Origin of the sequence: Mesorhizobium sp. CA8 (assembly GCF_020164955.1) — a bacterium.
In the GTDB taxonomy this organism is placed as follows: Bacteria; Pseudomonadota; Alphaproteobacteria; order Rhizobiales; family Rhizobiaceae; genus Mesorhizobium.
Genome location: NZ_JAIUHG010000002.1, coordinates 108,518 through 128,961, shown reverse-complemented (window position 1 = coordinate 128,961; position 20,444 = coordinate 108,518). Strand labels below are relative to the sequence as shown.

The window sequence follows — 20,444 nt, the reverse complement described above, 5'->3', positions numbered from 1 at the left end:
GGGGTTGGCGGGAACTCGGCAGGTCGATCTTTATCGAGAGCCGTCCTCGTTCGGCAAAGCGCTTAAGCCGTCTTCGCCGCCACCGTCTCGCTGAGCCAGGTGCCGATCTTGGCGCCGAGGCGGTCGGGCGAGACCGGTTTCGGCAGGTAGTCGTCCATGCCGGCCTCGATGCATTTTTCCCGGTCGCCCTTCAGCGCATGCGCGGTGACGCCGATGATCGGCGTATGATCGCCGTTCTGCGCTTCGATGGCGCGGATGGCGCGGGTCGCCTCATAGCCGTTCATCTCCGGCATGGAGACGTCCATCAGCACCAAGCGGGGACGCAGCGAGCGGTACATCTCGACAGCGGTGCGGCCATTGCCGGCAATGCGGTAGCTGAGACCGAAACCGTTGAGTATCTGGCCGAAGACCAGCTGGTTCACGTCATTGTCCTCGGCGATCAGGATATCGATCGGGCCGCTCGGTGCTGCCGTCGATTCCGGCGCCGCCGGCACGGGCACCGACGGGCCGCGGATGACGGTCAAAGCCGGCGGGGCCGCCTGCGGCGCGATCGGCTCGCGCACGAAATGCGCCTTGGCGTTTTGCGTGCGCGCCTTCTGGATGGCGGAGATCACGGTGCCCAGCAGCACCGCCGAACGCGCCGGCTTGGTGAGATGGGCGACGATGCCGAAATCGATGACCATCCTGCCGAAATCGACCTGGTCGACCGATGTGAGCAGCACGACCGGAATGGAGGAAAGCCGGCTGTCGGCGGCGATGGCCCGCGCGACATCGGCGCCGTTCATGCCGGGCATCTGGTAATCGAGGATGATGCAGTCGACCGAGGCGCCGAGCTGGCAGGCGCGGTCGAGGAAGGCGAGGCCGACGGCGCCGCTTTCTGCGGCCGCGCAGTCGAAGCTCCAGCTCCTGAGCTGCTCCAGCAGGATCTCGCGGTTGACCGGGTTGTCGTCAATGACCAGCACCCGGGCGCCGGTGACGTCGACCGGCACGAGCTTGTCGCGCGACTGCTGGTCATGCGCCGGCAACGGCACGGCGAACCAGAACACGGAACCGCGGCCGATCTCGCTCTCGACGCCGATCTTGCCGCCCATCAGATCGACGAGACGAGCCGCGATCGCCAGGCCAAGCCCGGTGCCCTCGTGCCGGCGGGTCGAGGAGCCGTCGACCTGGGCGAATTTCTCGAACACGTTTTGCAGTTTCTCGGCCGGGATGCCGATGCCGGTATCCTCGACACGGACCTTGAACTGGACCACGCCGTCGACGACATCGCCGCCGACATCGACCAGGACATGGCCCTTCTCGGTGAACTTCACGGCGTTGCCGAGCAGGTTGGTGACGATCTGGCGGAAGCGCCCGGCGTCGCCGACGACGAAGGCCGGCAGGCGCGGGTCGACGCGTACGATGAGCTCGAGGTTCTTTTCGGCAACGCGCGCCGACACCAGCGTCGCCACGTCCTCGACCGCTTCCGCCAGGCGGAAGGGAGCGGGGTCGAGCGTCAGCTGGCCGGCATTGATCTTGGAGAAATCGAGGATGTCGTTGATGATGGTGAGCAGCGCGTTGCCGGATTTGACGATGACGTCGGTGAAGGTCTTCTGGCGCGGTGTAAGCTCCGTCTTGGCGAGCAGCTCGGCCATGCCGAGCACGCCGTTCATCGGCGTGCGGATCTCATGGCTCATATTGGCGAGGAATTCGGACTTGGCGCGGTCGGCGGCCTCGGCCTTGAACAACGATGCAGCGGTCTCGGCGAAGGCGCGCCGGATCGCATTCTCCATCGGCCGGAAGATCAGAAACGCCGCGATGGCGAGCACGGCGAACAAAAGGCCGCTCGCCCACAGGAGCAGCCGGTCGCTGGAAGCATCGGCGAGGCGGCGCTCCTCGTCGAGCGCGGTGCGCACCTTCACCAGCATCGGCTGGGCGAAAAGGTCGTTCTGGTTGCGTATCTCGCGGTAGCTCCACTCGTCGACCTTCTGGGCGACCGCCATCAGGTTGAAGTTGCGCACCATGTCACGCGCCGACCAGAACAGGTCGCCGTTGACCGAAGCGGTATCCAGCGCGTTGACGGTGTTCTTCGACAGGCGCGGCCTGATCGCGGCAAGCTGGGCGTTCAGGATCCCGATCTCGCCCATCAGGCGTTCGGAATGGCCGCGCGCGGCGGTCGTCAACGCATCGCGCGTCTCGCTGCGCCAGGCGGTGCCGGTGGTCTCGGCGAAATTGGTGGCGTTGCGCAGGTCGCGGGCGAAGATGACGAAATTGCCGCTGAGGGCATCAACCTCGTGACGGTATGAATTCACACGATTGAGCGCGAACATGATGGCAGCCGACGCCAACGCGAAGACAAGCAATCCCGAAATGTAACGGATCCGGATCGACCGGAGGAAGGAAGAATATTCCGGCATGCGCAACCCCAACACATACGCACAATTTTAACGGTCGGGATTAGGCTTGATTTACATTAAGATTTCGTTGGAGAGAGGCTGGCCTTGTCGCAGCTTTTGATGCAGCGGCGACGTATCGCTGTCCGCGACAGACAGGTTAAGCGCACCGGACTTCCGGACAGCGCTTTGAAACCGGACGGCAGATCGTCAATCCGTCGTATCGGAGAGGATACGGTTTCCCTTGCGCAGCGTGACCCGCCGTTGAGGATGCTCGTCTCTTGCGGCTTGAAAAATGGCGCGGGCAAGCTGGGCCGTAACGGCGCGTGCGAGAACCCGTTCGATGATCTCATGGCTGTCGGCGCGCCAGAGTTCGATACGGTAGGGCAGCGCTTCGGCCGGACGGAAAGAGTTGGCGCTCCGTGTCATAGACAGGCCTCTGCCTAATTCGTCGGACCGTTCCATCTCGAAACGAAATTGTTCTTATGCCGCAAGGTGACGTAGCGGTCCGGATGCTCACGGGTCGCTGCATAATAGGCAGCGTAGCCGATGCTGGCATTTGCCGTGACAGCGAGGACCTGTTCGACGCCAATCTTGGCGGCGTTCCACAACTCGACCTTATAGGGCAGTTCGTCGTGCTCGGCAGAGCCGAGTCCATGCGCGATGGGGTTCTCCTCATCGTCTCCAGGCTCATTTTCCGGAGCAAAGCTATACAAGTAGCCCGAGTTTGTCAGGTTGGATGCGAGAGCGGATGAATATGTCGCCATTGGTCCAAGCTTGTTGCTATGCCGGATAGCCGAGCCTATGCTGAAGCGTCACCGGACGAACTGCTTAATGCGAGCGTAAAATGCGGGTTCGACAATGCCACTGACTACAACGGACGCGCAACATCTTTCCGACAGCCATCGCCTCGAATTCTTCATCGACGCTGTTGCCGACTATGCGATCTACACTCTCGATGCAGATGGCTTCATCACCAGCTGGAATGCCGGCGCCGAGAAGATAAAGGGCTACGCGGCTTCGGAAATCCTGGGGCAACATTTTTCCCGATTTTTCACAGCCGAAGATCAGGCGAAGGACCTCCCGAGCAAGATGCTTGCCGCGGCAAAGGCGGAGGGAAGATACGAGGCCGAAGGGTGGCGGGTGCGCAAGGACGGAACCAGGTTCTGGTCGAGCGGCCTTGTCCAACGGGTGCTGGACCGCAACGGCGTTCTTCTCGGCTACGCAAAGATCACGCGAGACATCACCGAGCGCGTGGCCGCGCATCAGTCGCTGCTGCAGAGCGAGCGGCGCTTCCGCATCCTTGTCGACGGTGTGACCGACTATGCCATCTACATGCTCGATCCAAGCGGCATTGTCACCAATTGGAACGCCGGCGCCGAGCGGCTGAAAGGCTACGCTGCCGAGGAAATCGTGGGCCAGCATTTTTCCAAATTCTATACTCGTGAAGAACGCGCAAAAGGCACGCCGCTCCGCGTCCTTGAAGCAGCCGTGCAGAACGGGCGGTATGAAGGCGAGGGTTGGCGCGTACGCAAGGATGGCAGCCGTTTCTGGGCATCGGTTGTCGTCACCCCGATCCATAACGACGCAGGCCAGCTCGAAGGATTCGCCAAGGTTACGCGCGACGTCACCGAACGCCGTGCGGCACACGAAGCTTTGCGTCAAAGCGAGCGCCAGTTCCGCCTTCTGGTGAGCGGCGTGACCGACTATGCGCTTTACATGCTTGATCCCAACGGGCTGGTGACCAGTTGGAACGCCGGTGCGGAGCGCATCAAGGGCTATGCGGCCGAAGAAATCATCGGTCAGCACTTCTCACGTTTTTACACCGAGCATGACCGTGCCGCCGGTTTACCTGGCCGCGCGCTCTATACGGCAACACGGGATGGACGCTTCGAAACCGAGGGCCATCGCGTCCGCAAGGATGGAACGCTGTTCTGGGCGAATGTCGTGATCGATCCGATCCGCGACGAGCGAGGAGAGCTGATCGGGTTCGCCAAGATTACGCGCGACATTACCGATCGACGCGATGCGGAGATCGCACTGCGGCAGGCGCAAGCGCAACGCGTTCATGCCCAGAAAATGGATGCGCTCGGCCAACTGACCGGCAGCATCGTGCATGATTTCAACAACCTCCTGACGGTGGTCGAAAGCTTTGTTCGACTGGGGAAGAAAGTCGGCGCCGATCCCGAAATGAAACGGGCGACCGAATCCGTGGAACTTGCACTCCAGCGCGGCGCCGCATTGACACGCCAGTTGCTGGCCTTCTCGCGCAAGCAGGCTGCCCGCGCCGAGGTCGTCTCGCTGGCAGAGCGCGTGGAAGCCGTCCGCGCAATGATAGCCGGCTCCATGCGCAAATCGGTGAAACTGGTCGCCGCTGTCGGACCAGAAATCTGGCCGGTGAAGGTCGATCCCGGCGAACTGGAGCTTGGTCTCGTCAACATTGCCTTCAACGCGCGGGACGCCATGCCTGACGGTGGCTTGGTAACGATCACGGCGGAGAACATGCTGTTGTCGAGCGGCGATAACGCAGCCGGCCTGCAAGGTGAGTTCGTCGCGCTACGGGTGACCGACACAGGCATCGGCATTGCGCCAGAAGTGCTTCCGCAGGTTTTCGAACCGTTCTTCACGACCAAAGGGCCCGAGAAGGGCACAGGCCTCGGCCTCGCACAGGTCTACGGTTTCGCGCAGCAGTCCGGCGGCGCGGTCACGGTCGACAGCGAAGTCGGCAAGGGCACGACGGTGACGATCTATCTGCCGCGGGCCGATATGGCAGCCGCCGCGCAGAGCCCGGAGCCGGAACAGCCGGCCAGCGCAAATGTGGTGCCGTTGAGGACAAAGGGCCGTTTTGCCGGCGATCAAGACTGATGACGTCGCCGCGGATGCTATGAGGTGACGACGAGAGAGCGGTGTCGAAGGGTCACCACCGCATGATCGCCAGGTGAAGCAGGATCGCGAGAGATGCACCGACCAATTGCGGGACAAGACCTCCCGTCCGGCCGATCATCCAGATCGTAACGACGCTCAGCGGCAAAAACAAAATGACGCTGGTGACGAGGCCGGGATTGTATTTGCCGAGCCGCGCCGATGTGACGAGGTGCGCGAGCGCGTTCACGATCATGACATAGGGGGCAACCAGGCCCCAAGCGGGTCCCCACAAGAACGCCGCATAAAGAGCCAGCAGGTTGATGCCCCAGACAAACGGCAGGTTGATGACGAGAACCGAAGCAACGGTAAGGGCGTCACGGCCGCCGAAAACATTTTCGTTCGCGAATTTGCGGAATCGGTCGCCGGTGTGCTCTTCGACCTGATGGATCATGTAAAACGGGCTGTGCAGGAAAATCAGGAACACCGGCAGCGGAAGCGGTACGACCGGCGCGGCCGCTATAAGCGATGCTGCCATGAACCCTGCACCAATGACCCAATAATCGGCCAGCCAGGCTTGCAGCTTGAGCATCGGTTCCCGGCCTCCTCAGTCAGCGATCCTGCACAAATGGACGCGCATCGTCATAACTATTCAAGTGCGTGGACGCCGTGGCGCTACGTGACCATGTCGGATATTGACTGCCGCGACCGCCCCTGAGACAGTCAATGGAAGATGCGCGCCTCTAAAACTTGGCACCCCGCTGGCTTCGGCCACCCGTTGCGGCGTGTGGCTTTCGCCATTGATCAGAGGTGGAACGCGAGCATGAGAAGCGGCCGTGAGCGAACCTATACAGCGGATAGTTGAGACCAACGGCATCCGCCTCAATGTCGCGGAGCAGGGCGAAGGGCCGGTGGTGCTTTTGTGCCATGGCTTCCCTGAATCCTGGTATTCCTGGCGGCATCAGTTGGGCGCGCTCGCAGTGGCGGGCTTCCGTGCCGTCGCCCCAGACATGCGAGGCTACGGCAAGAGCGACCGGCCGGAAGCGATCGACCAATACACGCTCTTTCATCTGGTCGGCGACATGGTGGGTCTTCTCGACGCCCTCGAGGTCCCCAGCTCCGTCATCGTCGGCCACGACTGGGGTGCGGTGGTGGCCTGGCATGCCGCGCTGCTACGGCCGGACCGCTTCCATGCCGTCGTCGGCCTCAGCGTGCCGTTCCGGCCGCGCGGCAATGCGCGTCCGACCAGCCTCATGCCGCGAACGGCGGAGTCCCAGTTCTACCAGCTCTATTTCCAGCAACCCGGCATTGCCGAGGCGGAGCTGGAACGGGACCCGCGAGCCACGGTGCGCGCCATGCTTTCCGCTTTGTCGGGAGACGCTTCGGACGGCGGCGCCAGAATTGCCATGGTCCCGCACGGCGGAGGCCTCCTGCAAGCCGCCGAGGTTCCTGCAAGTCTGCCGCACTGGCTCAGCGAAAGCGACAGCGATTTCTACGCCGGCGAATTCCAGCGCACCGGCTTTGCCGGAGGTCTCAACTGGTACCGCAACATCGACCGGAACTGGGAACTGATGGCGCCCTTTGCCGGCGCGCGGATCAAGGTTCCCGCTCTCTACGCAGCGGGCGACCGTGACCTTGTGGTCGCCTTCCCCGGCATGGATCAACTGTTGGCAAATCTCAGGAACTTCGTCCCGCAAATCCGTGATACGCTGATGCTGCCCGGCTGCGGGCATTGGACCCAGCAGGAGCGCCCGGACGAGGTCAACGCCGCGATGATCGATTTCCTGCGGAGCTTGCCGAACCGGGGCTGATCCAAGGGAAACGAGTATCGGCTCCGACACGGAAAGTTGGGCGTGCCACCCGGCAAGCGACTCGCCCGGTTCAAGTCAGGCACTATCCTCGGCCCGGTAGGCGTCGGTAAGAATGAAGACCTCATCGGCGCGGCCGTAACCTCCGTCGGGAACTTCTTCGATCAGCACCATGGTGTAGGGGCGTACACCTTCGCCGAAATAGTCGACGAACATCTGCGTCGTCTTGTGGACGAGGTCTTCCTTCTGCGCTCTTGTGAGGGCGGCCTCGGGCATCTTGAAGTTGGCAAAGGGCATTTCCAGGTTCCTTTCAGGTTGGATTTCACGGCTGGATGGCCGGCGAAGCGTGGTCGACCGAACCGATCTCCGTTCGTTGTCCTGGAGCGCATATAGATTGCTGCGGATGCGGGATAATCACCCGGCCATCGACAGCAGTATTCGGGTAGAGCGAACAATCCGACCCTTTGCCGGCTCTACCCGCAGCGCCGGCAGCTCGCTTTGCGGCCACGCTTTCCTGGAGCGCGCATCGCTCGGCATTGGCCGCCGGCCTGCGCCACCGTTCAGTTGCTGCGCGTCGCCACGAAAGTCGCCGCTTGCTTGAGCAGCTCAGCCGCTTCGCCATAGGGGTCGAGCAGCGCATGCGCCTGTTCGATCAGGCCGTGGAGCTGGCCGCGCGCCCAGTCGAGGCCGTGCAGCGAAGCAAGCGTTGCCTTGCCGGCGGCGGCATCCTTGTTGGTGGCCTTGCCCATCTGGACAGCATCCGCCGTCAGGTCGAGCAGGTCGTCGGCGAGCTGGAAGGCAAGGCCGATCGCCGAACCGAACTCCGCCAGCCGCTCGCGGTCGGCGGGCGGCGCGCCGGCAAGGATCGCGCCGGCCTCGCATGCGAAGCGTATCAACGCGCCGGTCTTCATCGCCTGCAAGGTGATGATACCGGCTTCGTCCGGCCGTTTGCGCTCGGCCTCGAGATCGAGCGTCTGGCCGCCGACCATGCCCCCGGCGCCGGCCGCGCGGGCAAGTGCGAGGACCAGGGTGGCGCGGCGCTCCGCCGGCAGCAACGTCGCGTCGTCGGCGATGATGTCGAAGGCCAAAGTCAAAAGCGCATCGCCGGCAAGGATCGCGGTCGCCTCGTCGAAGGCCTTGTGCACCGTCGGCTGGCCGCGGCGCAGATCATCGTCGTCCATGGAAGGCAGATCGTCGTGGATCAGCGAATAGCAATGCACGCATTCAAGCGCCGCCGCCACGCGGAGCGCTGCCTCGCCATCGGTGGCGAAAAGAGCTGCGCTTTCCACGACCAGAAAAGGCCGCAGCCGTTTGCCGCCGTTGAGCACGCCGTGGCGCATCGCCGCCATCAGGCGCTCCGGCCGCGCGATCTCGCCGGAAAGCGGACGCGCGTCGAGGATCCGGCGCAGCTCGGTCTCGACAGCCGCGGCGCGCATGAAAAGCGCGGTTTCGAAGGCGATCTGGTCGTCTTTGCTCATGGCCGGGAGCGGTAGCCGACACTCAGACATTGCGCAAGCAGGCGTGCGCCTTTATGCCGATGGGGGCGAGGCACGGGTGGGACGGCTTGACGGAACCGATCGTCGAACATGGAAGCGAAGGGCTGGACATGGCGCGACGTCGGCGCCTGAACCGCGCCGGTGTGAAGCGCATCGCCCGGCGCTGCCTGGTAGTCGCGCTCGTGCTGGCGGCGATCCCGGTCGTGCTCACCTTCCTTTATCTGCCACCCTTCGTGCATCCGGTCTCGACGCTGATGCTCAAGGACCTCGTGACTTTTTCCGACTACGACCGGCGCTGGGTGTCGATCGACGACGTGGCACCGGTGCTGGCGCATTCGGTGATCATGTCGGAGGACGGGCAGTTCTGCTTTCATCGCGGCGTCGATCTCGGCGAATTGCGCGGCGTGGTTGACGACGCGCTGGCCGGCGAGGCGACGCGCGGCGCCTCCACCATCACCATGCAGACGGTCAAGAACCTTTTTTTGTGGTCGCGGCCGCTGGGCAGCGTGCGCAAGGTGGTCGAGCTGCCGCTGGCCGTCTATTTCGACGCGGTTATGTCGAAGCGGCGGATCATGGAGATCTATCTCAACATCGCCGAATGGGGGCCGGGCATCTACGGCATCGAGGCCGCCGCCCGGCACCATTTCGGCGTCTCGGCCAAGCAATTGTCGCGAAGACAGGCGGCGCTGCTCGCCGTCAGCCTGCCCAATCCGATCGCGCGCAATCCGGCCAGGCCGGGTCCGGGATTGCGGCGGCTGGCCTCGCTGATCGAGCGGCGCGCCAGTCGCTCAGGCGCCTATGTCGGGTGCCTGGACTAGGACGAAGCGTCGCCGGCTCAAAAAAATTCGCGGCCAGCGCTGGCCAAAACGGCGCAAGGCGTGTATAGGCACCCGACTTTCTCAGATTATGGCCTCGATGCGGCCCTTTCGCGAGGGTTGCCGGGGCATTTTGACCATGTAGTGGAGCATATCCATGGCCGTTCCAAAAAGAAAAACCTCTCCGTCGAAGCGCGGCATGCGCCGCTCGGCCGACGCCCTCAAGGCCCCGACATATGTCGAGGACAAGAATTCCGGCGAAATGCGCCGCCCGCATCACATCGACTTGAAGACCGGCATGTATCGCGGCCGCCAGGTTCTGGAGCCGAAGGAAAGCTGAGAAGCTTCCGAGGGTTTCTGACGTTTCAAAAGACCGGCCTTTGGCCGGTCTTTTTGCGTCTGGCCCTGGTCGATGGAGGCCTGAGTTGCGCACCTTGCAGAAAAATCGGGCAACCGGCTGACATCGTTATTTCATTAGGTCTTATAGCGTGTTCGCCAGCGCCAGCGAAAAACCTTGACGACGCGCCTGCCGCGGATTTTACAAAAGGGTATTCCCTTGGAGTCGCCCAGATGTTCGGTGCTGTTCCGCTGCTGATACTGCCCTTCGTCCTCTACAATCTCGGCCTGCTGGGATTGTTCGACGGCGGCGACGATCCGTGGATGACTGAGATGTTCTCCTTCCGCATGATGTCGGGCGGCGTGTTCTCGATGACGCTGGGCGACCTGATGGTGCTGATCGGCCTGATCTTCCTGTTCGTCGAGATCTCGAAATCGGTGCGCACGACCAATGCATCGATCCTGGATCATCTTTTGTCGACGCTGGTCTTCATCGCCTTTCTGGTCGAATTCCTGCTGGTGAAGGGCGCGGCGCATTCCGTCTTCTTCACGCTGATGATCATCGCGCTGTTCGACGTGCTGGCCGGCTTCTCGGTGTCGATGCGGTCGGCCAGCCGGGATATAAACCTAAACTGAGGGATGTGCCGATATTCAGGTGAGGCCGGCCTGCGAACGACGGCTTCCTGCGCTTCCGGTGCTCACGTACTTAAAGTACGCTCCGCTCCGGTTCTCGGAAGCCATCGTTCTCGACTCGCTCTGACCTGAATCGCAGCACATCCCACAGCGCTGTGGCTATAGGCGGTGTTCATGTCGTGACGGCCTCAGCCTTTCGCGCGACCACTTCCTCGTAGGCAGCCCGTAGTTGCTGGCGCACGGTCGGCGTGCCCGGCGGCGTCTTCGATGGCGCTCCGAGATGCTCGTGACGCAGTTCGTCCATGAATTGCTCCCATAGCGGCGGACCGCCTTTTTCGAGCAGCTCGGCGCGGATCGACAATTCTTCCGTGACCGGCAGCCAGACGCGTCCCCAGGCGCCAAGCTGCGCCATGATGGGCACCAGGGTGATCGCCATCTCGGTCAGGCTGTAGATCGCCTTCTGCTTGTGGCTGGGGTCGTCGGCCTTGGTCAGCAGGCCAAGCTCCATCAGCCGTTTCAGCCGGTCGGCCAGGATATTGGAGGCGATGCCTTCCAGCGAGCCGTTGAGCAACTCGCGGAAATGGCGTCGGCCGCCGAAGATCATGTCGCGCAGGATGATCAGGCTCCAGCGGTCGCCAAAGACTTCGAGCGACAGATTGATTGGGCAGCCGGACCGACGGTCGATGCTCATGGTATTCTCCAGAAACCAGTTGCATTATGATATCGGTTTGATTATCGTGCAACTGATTGCAAAATGCAATCGGATAGGAAGAGCAGATGACCAACGCGGCGCGGCGCCCCGACATCGTTTCGGAAAGCTTCGGCAGTCCGAAAGATCCGCCGATCCTTTTGATCATGGGCGCCATGGCCTCGATGCTGTGGTGGCCCGAAGCCTTCTGCCGGCAACTTGCCGCGCGTGGCCGCTTCGTCATTCGCTACGACAACCGCGACACCGGCCTGTCGACGAAATATCCACCGGGCGCGCCGCCCTACACGTTCGAGGACATGGTGGACGACGCCATGCGCGTGCTCGACGACCATAGCGTCACCAGAGCGCATGTCGCCGGCATGTCGATGGGCGGCATGCTCGCGCAAAGCGTGGCGCTGAAATATCCCGAACGCGTCAGAGCGCTCACCGTGATCTCCTGTTCGCCGCTCGGCGTCGATACGTCCGCCCTGCCCGGAACGACCGAGGCTTACAAAGAGCACTCGGCCGAAGGCGGCAACGTCGACTGGTTGAAGCGGGAGCAGGTGCTCGACTTCATGGTCAAGGATGCCCGCGCCATTGCCAGCACTCGCCATCCGTTCGATGAGGGGCGGACGCGCAAGATGATCGAGGAGGATTACGACCGCTCCGGCGGTCTCGCCAGCGCGACCAACCATTTCCTGCTCAAAGGCGGCGGCCCGCAGCGCACGGTGCGGGATCTGCGCGTGCCGCTGCTCGTCATCCACGGTAGCGCCGATCCGCTCTTCCCGATCGGACATGGCGAAGCGCTCGCCAAGGCTGTTCTCGGCGCAGAACTGGTCAAGATCAAAGGCGGTGGCCACGAACTGCACCGCAACGACTGGCCGCAGATCATCAAGGCCATCGCCGCACACGGCTAGCGCCGGCAAGACGCCGGCTTGACTCGAGCCGTCCACAACAATAGTGAAGTAATTACTTCAGTATCGGTCCGATTATCCGAATGCGAAAGAGAGCCGGAATGTCCCTGACGCTGCATTTCCACCCGCTGGCCTCGTTCTGCTGGAAGCCGCTAATCGCGCTTTACGAGAACGACACGCCATTCGAGCCGGTCATTGTCGACCTCGGCGACGAGGCTTCCCGCGCCACCTTCCTGAAGGTGTCGCCGACCGGCAAGATGCCGGCGCTGCGTGACGATGCGCGGGACCGCACGGTGCTGGAGTCGACCATCGTCGTCGAATATCTCGCCGCGCATTACCCCGGGCCGGTCGAGCTCATTCCCGCCGATATCGATCTCGCCCTGCAGGTCCGCCAGGCAGACCGCTTCTACGATTTCTACGTGCAGCATCCGATGCAGAAGATGGTCGGCGACAGGCTGCGGCCGACGGACAAGACCGATCCGTTCGGGGTCGAGGAGGCCCGCGCGCAGCTGCGCAACTCCTACGCCATTGTCGACGAGGAGATGGCGGCAAGAACCTGGGCCGTAGGCGAAAGCTTCACCATGGCCGACTGCGCCGCCTCGCCGGCGCTGTTCTACGCCAACAAGGTCGAGCCCTTCGGCGAAAAATTCCCGGCCTTGAAACGCTACCACGACCGGCTGCTCGCGCGCCCGTCCTTCGCCCGGGTGATCGAGGAAGCGCGACCTTACTTCAAGCTCTTTCCGTACAATAACGGCTAGAGCGACGTGCTCCACGATCCCGCGCAGCTCGACCTGATGTTCCAGGCGCTCGCCGACCCGGCGCGGCGGCAGATGGTGGACCGTCTGTCGCGCGGGCCGGCGTCGGTCAGCCAGCTGGCTGAACCGCTGGCAATGTCGTTGTCGGCCGTCGTCCAGCATCTCAACGTGCTCGAGGCAAGCGGCCTGGTGCGGACCGAAAAGCTTGGCCGGGTGCGGACCTGCCGGATCGAGCCGCAGGCGCTTCGGTCGGCCGAGCACTGGATCAACGAGCGGCGGCTCGCCTGGGAGCGTCGGCTCGACCGCCTCGGCGATTTCCTCGCTGAAACGAAAGATGAAACCTGAGGGGTCCTGTCATGAGCGAACGATCCGTCGTCCATTCCACCTTCGTCATCGAGCGCGTCTATCCGACGGCGCCGGAAAAGGTCTATTTCGCGCTAAGCGATCCGACGGCGAAGAAGCGCTGGTTCTTCGACCCCGACAACCCCATGCCCAGCCGGCATGAGATGGATTTTCGGGTCGGCGGCAAGGAACTGAATGCCGGCTGTCCCAGCGACGGACAGATGCATTTCTACAACGCGGTCTATCACGATATCGTGCCTAACCGGCGCATCGTCTACAGCTATGAGCTCTTGTTCGGCGAAACCCGGGTCTCCGTGTCGCTTGCGACGATAGAGCTCATCGCCGAAGGCAAGGGAACGCGGCTCATCCTGACGGAACAGGGCGCCTTTTTCGACGGCATCGACTCACCGGCCACCCGCGAGCACGGCACCGGCGAATTGCTCGACGCGCTCGGCACGGCACTGAGAACTGAGGGCTCCGGCCAAAGCGCATCGCGCTTTGGGTCTTGATGCCTGTCGTTGTCTCAGAACCGCTGCACACTTCTGAGCGACATGCATCAATCGCCAAAGACTATCCCCCAGGCGCCGTTTCCCAGAACTGGTCGAGCCAGATATTGAGCCTGAGGAAGCCGGCGCTGCTGACAGTATAGACGCGCCTTGTGCCTTCGGCCTTGGCGTTGACCAGGCCGGCATCGAGCAGGACCTTCAGATGCTGGGAGACCGCCGGGCGTGAGACAGGCAACCCGGCCGCCAATTCGTTCACCGTCTTCGGGCCGCGCCGGAGTTCTTCCAAGAGATAGCGCCGATTGGGATCGGCTATCGCCACGAAGGCGTCAGAAAACATCATGCCTTTATTTGTGAGGCAAAGTCTTCTGAATCTCAACTATTGGTTTCAACCTTTCTGCGCGGATCGAGCCGCGTTGCCTCGGGCGTGACCGCGCGGTCCGCGGGTTGTGTCTTGAAGGCATCGCGGTTTTCGATCGGCACCGGCGCGCGGGCGCGGATACGCAGCAGCGTGTAGCCGGCGAGGCTGAGATGGGCGAGCGCGGTTGCAAGGAAAAGGCCCTCCGGACGCACCGAACCCATCAAGGCCGCGGCCAGGAGCGGTCCAATCATCGTGCCGAAACCGTAGAGCAGCAACAGGCCGCCGGAAACCTTGACGAAGTCCTCGGCGCGCGCGTGGTCGTTGGCATGCGCGACGGCGATCGAATAAAGCGTATAGGCGAAGGCGCCATAGGCGGCGGTCAGCACGATGACGAAGACGCCCGAACGCGGCGCGAACAGGAAGATCAGCACCGCGACCAGCGCCGCGCCGAAGGCTGCGCCGGCCAGAACGAAGCGGCGGTCGGTGGTGTCCGAGAGACGCCCAGCCGGAAGCTGCATGGCGGCGCCGGCGATGACCACAAGGCTCATCATCAGCGCGATCTCGGCGGTGGAGATGCCGATGCGGGCGCCATAGACGGCGCCGAGCGTGCCCCAGGCGCCGTTGGCGATGCCGATCAGGAGGCAGGCCACCGCCGACACCGGCGAATTGGCGTAGAGGCCTTTGACGTCGAGCTTGACGTCCTGCAGGGGCTTCGGATGCGACTGCGTCGACACGGCGGTCGGAATGAGCGACAGGCAAAACAGGATGCCGGTGATCATGAACAACGAGGCTGAGCGCACATCGCCGCCGGCGACGATCATCTGACCGCCCATGATCGAGGCATAGGTGACCATCATGTAGAGACCGAAGACGGTGCCCCGGTTTTCGTTGGTGGCCTTCTCGTTGAGCCAGCTCTCAATCACCATGAAGGCGCCAGCCATGGTGAAACCTGTGAAGGCGCGCAAAAGAATCCAGACATATTCGTCGATGATGAGGCCGGTGAGCAGCGCGACGATCGCGCCGGACGCGGCGAAGGCGCCGAAAGCCCTGACATGACCGGCACGGCGAACAAGGCGGGGCGCGAAGAAACAGCCGGCGACGAAGCCGCCCGCCCAGGCCGTGCCCATCAGGCCGAGCGATGCAGTCGAAAAGCCTTCCACCTGGCCGCGCAGCGGCAGGAGCAGCCCGTGCAGGCCGGAGGCGGCGAGCAGGAACGCCGTGCCGCGCAGCAGCGAGAGGATCGGTCTGTAGGTTGCAAACATGGGCTGATCCGGCTGGAATTTCGGGCGCAGGTGTTTCAGCGTCTGGCAGGCGCAATCAGGCTTTTCCGGGGCGGACTGGCGCGCTGGTGGAACTATCCTCTGCGAAACAGTGCCTCGGCCGCGGATTTGGTGGCCCCCTTGGCGGCCCGTGCCTCTTCCAGCCGGGCGATCTCGTCGCGCAGCATCGCAATGCGCTCGGACAATTCGTCGACCGAAAGCAGCGAGAGGTCCTGGCCGATCTCGTGCGGGCGCGGCTTCTTCCTGGGTTCATCGTCGAAGATCGCCATCGTCGCTTCTCCCTTGCTTGGCCATTTGCCTGATTTGGCAATCAGCATACATAGGGCAGGGGCGCCGATGCAAACGGCCGAGAACAGATCGACACAAGGAGACGGCAAGCCATGGCAAGTCAGAAGATTCCGGCGACGATGACAGCCATCGCGATCTCGCAGCCCGGTGGGCCAAGAGTGCTCAAGCCGGAAACGCGCGACGTGCCGGCGCCTGGTCCAGGCGAGGTGGTGATCCGCGTGCATGCGGCCGGCGTCAACCGGCCGGATGTCCAGCAGCGCAAGGGCGCCTATCCGCCGCCACCCGGCGCTTCGGACTTGCCCGGCCTCGAAGTGGCCGGCGAAATCGCGGTGCTCGGCGACGAGATATCGCGCTGGCGCATCGGCGACCGGGTCTGCGCACTGACGCCGGGCGGCGGCTATGCCGAGTACGTCAAAGTCCATGCCGGCAGCGTGCTGCCGATCCCGGCCGGCTTCACCTATTCGGAAGCCGCCGCCGTGCCGGAGAACTATTTTACCGTCTGGCACAATGTGTTCGAGCGCGGCGGCCTGAAGAAGGGCGAGACGCTGCTTGTCCATGGCGGCTCGTCCGGCATCGGCACCACCGCCATCCAACTCGCCGCGGCATTCGGCGCTTATGTGATCACCACCGCCGGCAGCAAGGAGAAATGCGACGCCTGCCTCAACCTCGGGGCCGGCCGGGCGATCAACTATCGCCAGGAGGATTTCGTCGCCGCGGTCAAGGATGCGACCGGCGGCAAGGGCGCCGAGGTCATCCTCGACATGGTCGGCGGCGACTATGTCGCGCGCAACTACGAAGCCGCGGCCGTCGAGGGGCGCATCGTCCAGATCGCCGTGCAGGCCGGCGCTGTCGCAAGCACCAATTTCGCAACGCTCATGGTCAAGCGCCTGACCCACACCGGCTCGACGCTCAGGCCGCGTAGCGTCGAGTTCAAGGCGGCGGTCGCGGCCGCGCTGGAGGCCCAGGTATGGCCGCTGCTCGGCACGCGCAAGGTGGCACCCGTCATGGACATGATCTTTCCGCTGACCGAAGCCTGGCGGGCGCATGAGCGGATGGAAGAGGGCGAGCATATCGGCAAGATCGTCCTCGACGTCGGCTAGGATGTGCGCACATTCAGGTGAGGCCGGCCTGCAAATGGCAGCTTCGTGAGCTTCCGGTGCTCACGTACTTAAGTACGCTCCGCTCCGGTTCTCGGAAGCTGCCATTTTCGTCTCGGCCTGACCTGAATCTCCGCACATCCTGCGGCGCCCCGCGTGCCTTTTGGGTAGCTGAATAAAGGCTTAATGGTGCAATGCACAAAACGCATTGCGGCCATGCAAAAGCGTCCGTTCAATTTGTGGGCAGACATGCCTATTTACGCGGCATCAAACGATTTAACCAACGACTGGAGAAACCATCATGAACCCGATCCGTGCTTTCCGTAAGTGGCGCATGTACAACGAGACCGTGCGCGAGCTGAACAAGCTCAACGCCCGCCAGCTGAGCGACCTCGGCATCAACCGTGCCGACATCGAGCGCATCGCCCGCCAGGCGGTGTAATCAGACGCAGCCCGACCGCAAGGCCGGGCTGGGACATGCAAGCCAGAGCCGTCGAGACGCTTGCTTCGTTTCCGGTTCCGAGCCCGCTGGACCTCGTCCAGCGGGCTTTGTCTTTTTAGGGCCGTGAATCGGGCCCTTCCCAAAAACATTGCGAAAATTGGAGGGAGCGTTTATACAGGCCGCGAATTTCCCATTTTGGTGGCTCTAAAACCACCGCCCGCGCGGGAACGCGGGCGAACGAGAAGGATTTTTGATATGGCCAATTCGCTGCTGATGCCCAAGGCGACCGCCGTCTGGCTGGTCGACAACACCGCGCTCTCCTTCGAGCAGATCGCGCAGTTCTGCGGGCTGCATCCGCTCGAGGTCAAGGCGATCGCCGACGGCGAGTCGGCGCAGGGCATCAAGGGCATGGACCCGATCATCACCGGGCAGCTGACGCGCGACGAGATCGCGCGCGGCGAGAAGGACGTCAATTACCGGCTGAAGCTGTCCGAGCCGAAGGTGCGGGTGCCGGAATCAAAGCGCAAGGGCCCGCGCTACACGCCGCTGTCGAAGCGCCAGGACCGGCCGAACGCCATCCTGTGGCTGGTGCGCAACCACCCCGAGCTCAAGGACGCGCAAATTGCCCGTCTCGTGGGCACCACCAAGTCGACGATCGAGCAGATCCGCGAACGCAAGCACTGGAATTCGGCCAATCTGCAGCCGATGGATCCGGTGACGCTCGGCCTCACCTCGCAGATCGATCTCGACCTCGAGGTCAACCGCGCCTCGCGCGGCCGCGAGCAGCCGCAGCCCGCCGGCGACACGCTGCTGCCCGCCGCGCTCACCGAACGGCTGGTGCCCGCGCCCGAGAAGCCGAAGGACGAGGATCAGGAGCTCGACGCCAACGCCGTCTTCGCCAAGCTCTCGGCGCTCAAGTCGAAGGACAAGGACGAAGACGACGATCAGGAGTAAGCCTCCCGGCGTCCAAATAAAAAAGCCCGCTCGAAGCGGGCTTTTTTATTGGACAGTGGCTTGGGAGGAAGTCACGTCCGCGCGGCGCGGTCGGGCGCCATGCCGTAATCCTCGCTGCGCTCGACGGCGCGGTAGAAATCGGCGAGCTGCTTGCCGCGCTCCGGCTTGAAGATGCGGCCGGCAATGACGACCGAGGCGATGCGGTCGATGCGGAAGGCGCGGAAATCGTCGCGCATCTCGCACCAGGCAACCAGGGTCCAGACCTTGCCCCAGAACCACAGACCCAACGGCCTGATATCGCGCGCGGTGCCGCGGCCGGCTTCGTCCGAATAGTCGATGGTCAGTACCTGGCGCTTCTCGATGGCGCGCTCGATCAGGTCGATCGCTTCCCGCGCGGCGTCGCTCACCACCCACATCGGCGTGTGGATCTCGGTGCGGGCGATGCGGTCCTTTTCCGAGTCGGGCAGCACGGCGCCGATCTTGACCAGAGCCTCGTCGGCGGCCCTCGCCATCGCGGCGCCGCCGAAGGCGCGCACCATGCGGGCGCCGGCAACCAGCGCCACGATCTCGTCACGCGTGAACATCAGCGGCGGAAGATCGAAACCCTCCCGCATCATGTAGCCGACGCCCGCTTCGCCATCGATCGGCACGCCCGTCGACTGCAGGTCGGCTATGTCGCGGTAGATGGTGCGCTCGGAAACCTCGAGCCACGTGCCGAGCTTCTGCGCGGTGACCAGCCGGCCACCCCGCAAATGCTGCACGATCTGGAAAAGCCTGTCGGCGCGGCGCATCGATTTCTCCCCCGGGGTTTATGGCTTCAGCCCTTCGCGCTTGCGCTGCGCGGCAACGAATTTCGTCCCGAAGGACAGTCGCGGCGACGGCTTGATGCCGTTGATGCCCGGCGTGTTCAGCGTGTCGTTCCAGCTTTTCACCATACGCGGATTACTCCGGATCGTCGGGATCATATTCGTTGTTGTCAGGATCGAAGCCGTTCTAATTATCGCAGGCCTCCTGACAACCTACTGTCAGGAGGCTATGGCGAAACCATCAGCAAACAAGGCTTCATTCCCTGAACTCGACATCACTAGGCGGCATTACATCTGGGCGCGGCAGCGCCACAATCCAAGTCGCGGCGGCAAAATTTCAGTTTTCGCGTATGCGGCCGGTGTAAAGGTCCGGCCAGCCAATGTCCTTGCGGATGTCCGCCGGCAAGTTGTTCAGGAAACGCTGGGTGCGGATCTCGTTGCGCACGGTGCGGATCCTGCCGACATAGTGCTGCACGCTACGCAGAATGGTAAAACCGTTCATGACCTCACTCCTCTCTTTTTGATGAGAAGAGTATCTCACACCTCTCCTGACAGCAGTCTGTCAGGAGGTTGGCAGGGTGCCGAAGAAAGCGGTGTGGCGCCTCTCGAAGGGTGCAAATCAACCCGATTTCTGTTCCGACCGAGGTGTGCCTTGAGAACAGCTTTGACAGCCGCCGTCGATGCTGGTCAAAGGCGGCATGACGAAACTGCTCGCCCTAGTCATCATCGGCATCATGCTGATCCAGGTCATCAAACCGCTGGGCTGGCCGGGGCTGAAGCGGCGCGGCGATTTCTGGAAGCTGGCGCTGCTGGCGATGGCAGCGATCTCGCTGGCGGCGGTGCTTGGGCACTGGGCGTAGGCCTGGCCATGTTCGGGTGAGGACGGCCCGCGAGTGGCGCGTCCTGACCTAGCGCACGTTTGGGCTGACGTGAACGATGCCGTTCACGCACAGCAGTCCGGCCGGTTCTTGGCCTTGTCCTGGTATTCGTCGTGCAGACGTACCCAGTCCATCAGTCCGTGATAGGGGCCGGTCTCGTTGCGGCCCTTGGGCGTCATGTCGAGATAATGATAAGCACCGATCAGCGCGTCGCCGCCGCGGGCGCGCGACATGAAGGTGAGGAAGATGTCGCCGCGCTCGTTGCGATAGAAGATGCTTGTGCCGGGCAGGTCCTTCGACCGCAACGGGCGCTTCTCGAAATTGTATGTGGTTTCGCGCGCCGCAATCTGCCTGTCGGTAAAGGAGACCTGCAGGTCGAAGTTGAAGTCTGAGGCATAGGACGACATCCAGTCGAACTTCCAGCCCATGCGCCGCTTGTAGGGCAGGATCTCGGCCAACGGCGCGCGCGAGACGACGACCAATGAAACATCATGATGCTTCAGGTGCTGGTTTGCGCCGTCGATATGGTCGGCGAGGAACGAGCAGCCCTCGCAGCGGTGGTCGGAGCCCGGCGTCATCATGAAATGATAGACGATGAGCTGGCTCTTGCCCGCGAACAGCTCCGCCAAGCGTTTCGGCCCCGCCTCGCTCTCGAAGACATAATCCTTGCGCAGCTTGAACCAGGGCAGTTGCTGCCGTTCGGCGGCAATAAGGTCGCGGAACTTTGTCAGTTCCTTCTCGCGTTCCAGATGCTTGCGATGCGCCTCGAACCAGTCTTCGCGCGAAACCACGGCATTGCGTTGCATGACCATCT

At 63.0% G+C, this 20,444-nt stretch carries 27 protein-coding genes; 13 read left to right on the top strand and 14 right to left on the bottom strand.

Annotated elements, in window-relative coordinates; genetic code table 11:
- Nucleotides 1-62: 62 nt before the first annotated feature.
- The 3 genes from LB553_RS03560 to LB553_RS03550 all read right to left on the bottom strand — a co-directional run bounded on the left by LB553_RS03560 (nt 63) and on the right by LB553_RS03550 (nt 3,139).
- On the bottom strand, nt 63-2,396 hold the full coding sequence (locus tag LB553_RS03560) for a response regulator (protein ID WP_224510718.1): 2,334 nt from the start codon (nt 2,394-2,396) through the stop codon (nt 63-65).
- A 186-nt stretch (nt 2,397-2,582) separates the two neighbouring features.
- Nucleotides 2,583-2,801 (bottom strand): hypothetical protein, encoded by a 219-nt coding sequence (locus LB553_RS03555; protein WP_224510716.1) that lies wholly within the window; start codon nt 2,799-2,801, stop codon nt 2,583-2,585.
- Between the two features lie 14 nt (nt 2,802-2,815).
- Nucleotides 2,816-3,139: a hypothetical protein gene (locus tag LB553_RS03550; RefSeq protein WP_224510714.1), complete on the bottom strand. Its 324-nt coding sequence runs from the start codon at nt 3,137-3,139 to the stop codon at nt 2,816-2,818.
- Nucleotides 3,140-3,233: 94 nt separating this feature from the next.
- Between LB553_RS03550 and LB553_RS03545 the strand changes: the two genes are divergently transcribed.
- On the top strand, nt 3,234-5,237 hold the full coding sequence (locus LB553_RS03545; protein ID WP_224510712.1) for a PAS domain-containing sensor histidine kinase: 2,004 nt from the start codon (nt 3,234-3,236) through the stop codon (nt 5,235-5,237).
- 52 nt (nt 5,238-5,289) lie between these two features.
- Here LB553_RS03545 and LB553_RS03540 read toward each other — a convergent pair whose 3' ends face one another.
- Nucleotides 5,290-5,826, bottom strand: a complete 537-nt coding sequence (locus LB553_RS03540; RefSeq protein ID WP_224510710.1) for an HXXEE domain-containing protein — start codon at nt 5,824-5,826, stop codon at nt 5,290-5,292.
- Nucleotides 5,827-6,070: 244 nt separating this feature from the next.
- On the opposite strand from LB553_RS03540, the gene LB553_RS03535 reads away from it, so the two are divergent.
- The gene (locus LB553_RS03535) at nt 6,071-7,045 is read left to right on the top strand and encodes an alpha/beta fold hydrolase (RefSeq protein ID WP_224510707.1); all 975 of its coding nucleotides are present in this window, start codon (nt 6,071-6,073) and stop codon (nt 7,043-7,045) included.
- 75 nt (nt 7,046-7,120) lie between these two features.
- Here LB553_RS03535 and LB553_RS03530 read toward each other — a convergent pair whose 3' ends face one another.
- Nucleotides 7,121-7,339 carry a tautomerase family protein gene (locus LB553_RS03530; protein WP_224510705.1) on the bottom strand — a complete coding sequence of 73 codons (219 nt, stop codon included), beginning with the start codon at nt 7,337-7,339 and terminating at the stop codon, nt 7,121-7,123.
- A 263-nt stretch (nt 7,340-7,602) separates the two neighbouring features.
- Nucleotides 7,603-8,520 (bottom strand): polyprenyl synthetase family protein, encoded by a 918-nt coding sequence (locus LB553_RS03525; protein ID WP_411962097.1) that lies wholly within the window; start codon nt 8,518-8,520, stop codon nt 7,603-7,605.
- A 128-nt stretch (nt 8,521-8,648) separates the two neighbouring features.
- On the opposite strand from LB553_RS03525, the gene LB553_RS03520 reads away from it, so the two are divergent.
- From LB553_RS03520 to LB553_RS03510, 3 genes are all read left to right on the top strand, one after another.
- Entirely contained in the window at nt 8,649-9,356 is a 708-nt protein-coding gene (locus LB553_RS03520; RefSeq protein ID WP_224510703.1) for a transglycosylase domain-containing protein, read from the top strand.
- A gap of 154 nt (nt 9,357-9,510) precedes the next feature.
- A complete protein-coding gene (gene rpmF, locus LB553_RS03515) occupies nt 9,511-9,693 on the top strand; it encodes a 50S ribosomal protein L32 (RefSeq protein WP_006203806.1) in 183 nt (60 codons plus the stop codon).
- Nucleotides 9,694-9,923: 230 nt separating this feature from the next.
- On the top strand, nt 9,924-10,325 hold the full coding sequence (locus tag LB553_RS03510; protein WP_224510701.1) for a hypothetical protein: 402 nt from the start codon (nt 9,924-9,926) through the stop codon (nt 10,323-10,325).
- Nucleotides 10,326-10,494: 169 nt separating this feature from the next.
- On the opposite strand, the gene LB553_RS03505 is transcribed toward LB553_RS03510, so the two are convergent.
- On the bottom strand, nt 10,495-11,013 hold the full coding sequence (locus LB553_RS03505) for a winged helix-turn-helix transcriptional regulator (RefSeq protein WP_224510699.1): 519 nt from the start codon (nt 11,011-11,013) through the stop codon (nt 10,495-10,497).
- A gap of 86 nt (nt 11,014-11,099) precedes the next feature.
- Between LB553_RS03505 and LB553_RS03500 the strand changes: the two genes are divergently transcribed.
- The 4 genes from LB553_RS03500 (at nt 11,100) to LB553_RS03485 (ending at nt 13,530) form a co-directional block, all read left to right on the top strand.
- Nucleotides 11,100-11,927 (top strand): alpha/beta fold hydrolase, encoded by an 828-nt coding sequence (locus LB553_RS03500; RefSeq protein ID WP_224510698.1) that lies wholly within the window; start codon nt 11,100-11,102, stop codon nt 11,925-11,927.
- Nucleotides 11,928-12,025: 98 nt separating this feature from the next.
- Nucleotides 12,026-12,682 carry a glutathione S-transferase family protein gene (locus LB553_RS03495; RefSeq protein WP_224510696.1) on the top strand — a complete coding sequence of 219 codons (657 nt, stop codon included), beginning with the start codon at nt 12,026-12,028 and terminating at the stop codon, nt 12,680-12,682.
- A 6-nt stretch (nt 12,683-12,688) separates the two neighbouring features.
- Nucleotides 12,689-13,024 (top strand): ArsR/SmtB family transcription factor, encoded by a 336-nt coding sequence (locus LB553_RS03490; protein WP_224510694.1) that lies wholly within the window; start codon nt 12,689-12,691, stop codon nt 13,022-13,024.
- An 11-nt stretch (nt 13,025-13,035) separates the two neighbouring features.
- Nucleotides 13,036-13,530 (top strand): SRPBCC family protein, encoded by a 495-nt coding sequence (locus LB553_RS03485; RefSeq protein WP_224510692.1) that lies wholly within the window; start codon nt 13,036-13,038, stop codon nt 13,528-13,530.
- A gap of 61 nt (nt 13,531-13,591) precedes the next feature.
- Here the strand turns inward: LB553_RS03485 and LB553_RS03480 are convergent, their stop codons facing one another.
- From LB553_RS03480 to LB553_RS03470, 3 genes are all read right to left on the bottom strand, one after another.
- Entirely contained in the window at nt 13,592-13,867 is a 276-nt protein-coding gene (locus tag LB553_RS03480) for an ArsR/SmtB family transcription factor (protein ID WP_224510690.1), read from the bottom strand.
- 32 nt (nt 13,868-13,899) lie between these two features.
- Nucleotides 13,900-15,147: an MFS transporter gene (locus LB553_RS03475; RefSeq protein WP_224510689.1), complete on the bottom strand. Its 1,248-nt coding sequence runs from the start codon at nt 15,145-15,147 to the stop codon at nt 13,900-13,902.
- A gap of 92 nt (nt 15,148-15,239) precedes the next feature.
- Nucleotides 15,240-15,434 carry a DUF1192 domain-containing protein gene (locus LB553_RS03470; RefSeq protein WP_040998812.1) on the bottom strand — a complete coding sequence of 65 codons (195 nt, stop codon included), beginning with the start codon at nt 15,432-15,434 and terminating at the stop codon, nt 15,240-15,242.
- 111 nt (nt 15,435-15,545) lie between these two features.
- On the opposite strand from LB553_RS03470, the gene LB553_RS03465 reads away from it, so the two are divergent.
- From LB553_RS03465 to LB553_RS03455, 3 genes are all read left to right on the top strand, one after another.
- Nucleotides 15,546-16,553, top strand: coding sequence for an NAD(P)H-quinone oxidoreductase (locus tag LB553_RS03465; protein ID WP_224510687.1), 1,008 nt, complete (start codon nt 15,546-15,548; stop codon nt 16,551-16,553).
- Nucleotides 16,554-16,851: 298 nt separating this feature from the next.
- Entirely contained in the window at nt 16,852-16,992 is a 141-nt protein-coding gene (locus LB553_RS03460) for a DUF1127 domain-containing protein (protein WP_071074868.1), read from the top strand.
- 255 nt (nt 16,993-17,247) lie between these two features.
- Nucleotides 17,248-17,946, top strand: a complete 699-nt coding sequence (locus tag LB553_RS03455; protein ID WP_224510685.1) for a DUF1013 domain-containing protein — start codon at nt 17,248-17,250, stop codon at nt 17,944-17,946.
- 71 nt (nt 17,947-18,017) lie between these two features.
- On the opposite strand, the gene LB553_RS03450 is transcribed toward LB553_RS03455, so the two are convergent.
- The 3 genes from LB553_RS03450 to LB553_RS03445 form a co-directional block, all read right to left on the bottom strand.
- Nucleotides 18,018-18,737, bottom strand: a complete 720-nt coding sequence (locus LB553_RS03450; protein ID WP_224510683.1) for a helix-turn-helix transcriptional regulator — start codon at nt 18,735-18,737, stop codon at nt 18,018-18,020.
- Nucleotides 18,738-18,755: 18 nt separating this feature from the next.
- Complete coding sequence (locus LB553_RS30445) at nt 18,756-18,881, bottom strand: hypothetical protein (protein ID WP_263483911.1); 126 nt, start codon at nt 18,879-18,881, stop codon at nt 18,756-18,758.
- Between the two features lie 208 nt (nt 18,882-19,089).
- Nucleotides 19,090-19,254 carry a hypothetical protein gene (locus LB553_RS03445; protein ID WP_224510681.1) on the bottom strand — a complete coding sequence of 55 codons (165 nt, stop codon included), beginning with the start codon at nt 19,252-19,254 and terminating at the stop codon, nt 19,090-19,092.
- Between the two features lie 178 nt (nt 19,255-19,432).
- Between LB553_RS03445 and LB553_RS03440 the strand changes: the two genes are divergently transcribed.
- Nucleotides 19,433-19,612, top strand: coding sequence for a hypothetical protein (locus tag LB553_RS03440; protein WP_040985195.1), 180 nt, complete (start codon nt 19,433-19,435; stop codon nt 19,610-19,612).
- Nucleotides 19,613-19,695: 83 nt separating this feature from the next.
- Here the strand turns inward: LB553_RS03440 and LB553_RS03435 are convergent, their stop codons facing one another.
- Nucleotides 19,696-20,436, bottom strand: a complete 741-nt coding sequence (locus LB553_RS03435; protein ID WP_224510678.1) for a DUF899 domain-containing protein — start codon at nt 20,434-20,436, stop codon at nt 19,696-19,698.
- Nucleotides 20,437-20,444: the final 8 nt, after the last annotated feature.

Bases quoted from the DNA above. Each gene is read 5' to 3' on its own strand.
- LB553_RS03505 (WP_224510699.1), bottom strand. From the start codon at position 11,013: ATGAGCATCGACCGTCGGTCCGGCTGCCCAATCAATCTGTCGCTCGAA.
- LB553_RS30445 (WP_263483911.1), bottom strand. From the start codon at position 18,881: ATGGTGAAAAGCTGGAACGACACGCTGAACACGCCGGGCATCAACGGC.
- LB553_RS03540 (WP_224510710.1), bottom strand. From the start codon at position 5,826: ATGCTCAAGCTGCAAGCCTGGCTGGCCGATTATTGGGTCATTGGTGCA.
- LB553_RS03445 (WP_224510681.1), bottom strand. From the start codon at position 19,254: ATGAACGGTTTTACCATTCTGCGTAGCGTGCAGCACTATGTCGGCAGG.
- LB553_RS03435 (WP_224510678.1), bottom strand. From the start codon at position 20,436: ATGCAACGCAATGCCGTGGTTTCGCGCGAAGACTGGTTCGAGGCGCAT.
- LB553_RS03460 (WP_071074868.1), top strand. From the start codon at position 16,852: ATGAACCCGATCCGTGCTTTCCGTAAGTGGCGCATGTACAACGAGACC.
- LB553_RS03455 (WP_224510685.1), top strand. From the start codon at position 17,248: ATGGCCAATTCGCTGCTGATGCCCAAGGCGACCGCCGTCTGGCTGGTC.
- LB553_RS03440 (WP_040985195.1), top strand. From the start codon at position 19,433: ATGCTGGTCAAAGGCGGCATGACGAAACTGCTCGCCCTAGTCATCATC.
- LB553_RS03520 (WP_224510703.1), top strand. From the start codon at position 8,649: ATGGCGCGACGTCGGCGCCTGAACCGCGCCGGTGTGAAGCGCATCGCC.
- LB553_RS03550 (WP_224510714.1), bottom strand. From the start codon at position 3,139: ATGGCGACATATTCATCCGCTCTCGCATCCAACCTGACAAACTCGGGC.
- LB553_RS03560 (WP_224510718.1), bottom strand. From the start codon at position 2,396: ATGCCGGAATATTCTTCCTTCCTCCGGTCGATCCGGATCCGTTACATT.
- LB553_RS03530 (WP_224510705.1), bottom strand. From the start codon at position 7,339: ATGCCCTTTGCCAACTTCAAGATGCCCGAGGCCGCCCTCACAAGAGCG.
- LB553_RS03480 (WP_224510690.1), bottom strand. From the start codon at position 13,867: ATGATGTTTTCTGACGCCTTCGTGGCGATAGCCGATCCCAATCGGCGC.
- LB553_RS03525 (WP_411962097.1), bottom strand. From the start codon at position 8,520: ATGAGCAAAGACGACCAGATCGCCTTCGAAACCGCGCTTTTCATGCGC.
- LB553_RS03555 (WP_224510716.1), bottom strand. From the start codon at position 2,801: ATGACACGGAGCGCCAACTCTTTCCGTCCGGCCGAAGCGCTGCCCTAC.
- LB553_RS03450 (WP_224510683.1), bottom strand. From the start codon at position 18,737: ATGCGCCGCGCCGACAGGCTTTTCCAGATCGTGCAGCATTTGCGGGGT.
- LB553_RS03500 (WP_224510698.1), top strand. From the start codon at position 11,100: ATGACCAACGCGGCGCGGCGCCCCGACATCGTTTCGGAAAGCTTCGGC.
- LB553_RS03510 (WP_224510701.1), top strand. From the start codon at position 9,924: ATGTTCGGTGCTGTTCCGCTGCTGATACTGCCCTTCGTCCTCTACAAT.
- LB553_RS03470 (WP_040998812.1), bottom strand. From the start codon at position 15,434: ATGGCGATCTTCGACGATGAACCCAGGAAGAAGCCGCGCCCGCACGAG.
- LB553_RS03465 (WP_224510687.1), top strand. From the start codon at position 15,546: ATGGCAAGTCAGAAGATTCCGGCGACGATGACAGCCATCGCGATCTCG.
- LB553_RS03475 (WP_224510689.1), bottom strand. From the start codon at position 15,147: ATGTTTGCAACCTACAGACCGATCCTCTCGCTGCTGCGCGGCACGGCG.
- LB553_RS03545 (WP_224510712.1), top strand. From the start codon at position 3,234: ATGCCACTGACTACAACGGACGCGCAACATCTTTCCGACAGCCATCGC.
- rpmF (WP_006203806.1), top strand. From the start codon at position 9,511: ATGGCCGTTCCAAAAAGAAAAACCTCTCCGTCGAAGCGCGGCATGCGC.
- LB553_RS03485 (WP_224510692.1), top strand. From the start codon at position 13,036: ATGAGCGAACGATCCGTCGTCCATTCCACCTTCGTCATCGAGCGCGTC.
- LB553_RS03495 (WP_224510696.1), top strand. From the start codon at position 12,026: ATGTCCCTGACGCTGCATTTCCACCCGCTGGCCTCGTTCTGCTGGAAG.